This window comes from Streptomyces sp. URMC 127, assembly GCF_051386535.1.
GTDB lineage: Bacteria > Actinomycetota > Actinomycetes > Streptomycetales > Streptomycetaceae > Streptomyces.
The window spans coordinates 1-2,621 of sequence record NZ_JBPQTW010000397.1 but is presented as its reverse complement, the minus strand read 5'-3'; the positions used below and the strand labels follow the sequence as shown (position 1 = coordinate 2,621).

Below are 2,621 nucleotides of genomic sequence, written 5' to 3'. Positions count from 1 at the left end.
GCCCCGCGCAGTCCTGACCGGTCCGCGCCGCCCGCCCCCGCCCGTAGAATTCACGCGTGGCAGGACGGATCAACGATGACGACGTGAAGGCGGTACGGGACGCGGTCCCGATCGACGCCGTCGTGTCCGAGTACCTCCAGTTGCGCAACGCGGGCGGCGGCAACCTCAAGGGCCTCTGCCCCTTCCACGACGAGAAGTCCCCGTCCTTCCAGGTCAGCCCGGCCAAGGGGCTCTTCTACTGCTTCGGCTGCCAGGAGGGCGGGGACACCGTCGACTTCGTCAGGAAGATCGACCACCTCTCCTTCGCCGAGACGATCGAGCGGCTGGCCGCCCAGGCCGGCATCACCCTGCGCTACGAGGAGGGCGGCTACACCCCCGGCCGCCAGCAGGGCGAGCGCATCCGCCTCGTCGAGGCCCACAAGCACGCCGCGAAGTTCTACGCCGAGCAGCTCGGCGGCCCCGAGGCCGAGATCGGCCGGCAGTTCCTCGCGAGCCGCGGCTTCGGCCAGGAGGCCGCCGAGCACTTCGGCGTCGGCTACAGCCCCGCCGGCTGGGACCACCTCACCCGCTTCCTGCGCGGCAAGGGCTTCAGCGACAAGGAGCTGATCCTCTCCGGCCTCGCCCAGGAGAGCCGCGGCGGCCGCCCCATCGACCGCTTCCGCGGCCGCCTGATGTGGCCCATCCGCGACATCACCGGCGAGGTCGTGGGCTTCGGCGCGCGCAAGCTCCGCGACGACGACACCGGCCCCAAGTACCTCAACACCCCCGAGACCCCCCTCTACCGCAAGTCGCAGGTCCTCTACGGCATCGACCTCGCCAAGAAGGACATCGCCAAGACCAGCCGCGCCGTCGTGGTCGAGGGCTACACCGACGTCATGGCCTGCCACCTGGCCGGCGTCACCACCGCCATCGCCACCTGCGGCACCGCCTTCGCCGGCGACCACATCAAGATCCTGCGCCGGCTGCTGATGGACAACTCCGGCGCGAAGGTGATCTTCACCTTCGACGGTGACGCCGCGGGGCAGCGGGCGGCCCTGCGGGCCTTCGAGGACGACCAGAAGTTCGCGGCGAGCACGAAGATCGCCGTCAGCCCCGGCGGGATGGATCCCTGCGAGCTCCGCCTCGCCGAGGGCGACGACGCCGTACGGCGGCTGGTCGAGGAGAGCACCCCCCTCTTCGAGTTCGCGATCCGTTCCGTGGTCGCCCGGTACGCCCTGGAGGAGCCCGAGGGCCAGGCCGCCGCGCTGGAGGAGGCCGCGCCCATAGTGGCGAACATCAAGGACGGCTCCATCCGGCACCAGTACGCAGTCCGGCTCGCCGGACTGCTGGGCATCCTCGACACCCAGTTCGTCGTCATGCGCGTGGGGCAGCTGGCCCGCTGGGCGCGCGAGCGCGGGGAGCGCGGCGGCCCCCAGCAGCGCTCCGCCGGCCGGGCCGCGGCGCCCGCCGCCACCGCGGCACCGCAGGAGCCCGTGCGGCGCGGCCCCGCGCTCAACCTGCGCAGCCCCGCCGCGCTCACCGAGCGCGAGCTGCTCAAGCTCGCCCTGCAGCGGCCCGAGCTGGTCGCCCCCGCCTTCGACGCGTACATGGAGGACGAGTTCACGGCCGCGCCCTACGTGGCCGTGCGCCGCGCCATCGAGGAGGCCGGCGGCGTCACCGGCGCCCCCGCCGACTACCTCACCCGCGTCCGGGACGCCGCCCCCGACGACACCGTCCGCCGAATGATCACGGAGCTGGCCGTCGAGGCGATCCGGCACAAGAACGTGGACGAGGTCTACGCGGGGATCCAGCTCGTCCAGGTCCGGCTGCGCGCCGTCGAACGCCGCATCCGGGAGGTCCAGGCGAGCCTCATCCGCCTGGGCAGCAACCCGGACCCGGAGCACCTGGCTGCCGTCCAGAACGAACTGTGGGTCCTGGAGCAGTACGCCCGCGCCCTGAAGGACCGCGGCGCGGCAGCGCTGTAGCCTCCGGCCCGGGCCCGGCCGCCTCGTTTCCGCCGTGGCGGACCGGTACTCGCATGAGTGAAGGGCCAGGCCCTTCAAATCCGCCGCGGCGGCGATCAGCCACCGCGAACGTATCCGGCGGTGCCGGGCCGCCCCGCAGCTTCGTACGGCACCGCCGGTCCCGCAGCGGGGGTTGCTCGCCGCGGCGGCGGCGGGGGTGAGGGAGCGGTGCTCGCCTGGGTGAAGGGCCTGGCCCTTCGATTCGGTGAAGGGCCCAGCCCTTCATGTCCGCCGCCGCGGCGCGCAACCCCCACGTCGTGGACCGGCGGTGCCGAACCGGCGGGAAGTCCGTACGGTGCCGCCGCCCCCCCGCAGGGCCGTAACGGCCGGTCACGGTGCGGACTCAGAAAGTGCTCGCAAGCCCCTCGTGGCGGGCCCGCGTCGTACCCCACACTGGTGGGCGGTGCCTGAGTCCTCGGACGCGGCAGGCCCGGCCGCTCGGACCCGGAACTCGGAACCCTTCGCGTAGCCGCTCCTGATTCCCCGGGACGGCCGGCGGCCAGGCCGCTGCCGCCCCTTCCGGCGCATGCCGCCCCGAACCGGCAGCGATCACCTTGGAGGTCGCCCCCGTGCAGACCCGGATCCCGACCAGGCCCCAGCCCCGGCCCCCGGCCGCCC

General features: G+C 73.5%; 1 protein-coding gene. It reads left to right on the top strand.

The genetic code is table 11. From position 1 onward, the window contains the following. Positions 1–56: 56 nt before the first annotated feature. Positions 57–1,964: a DNA primase gene (gene dnaG, locus ACSNOH_RS34380; RefSeq protein WP_436725377.1), complete on the top strand. Its 1,908-nt coding sequence runs from the start codon at positions 57–59 to the stop codon at positions 1,962–1,964. Positions 1,965–2,621 lie beyond the last annotated feature (657 nt).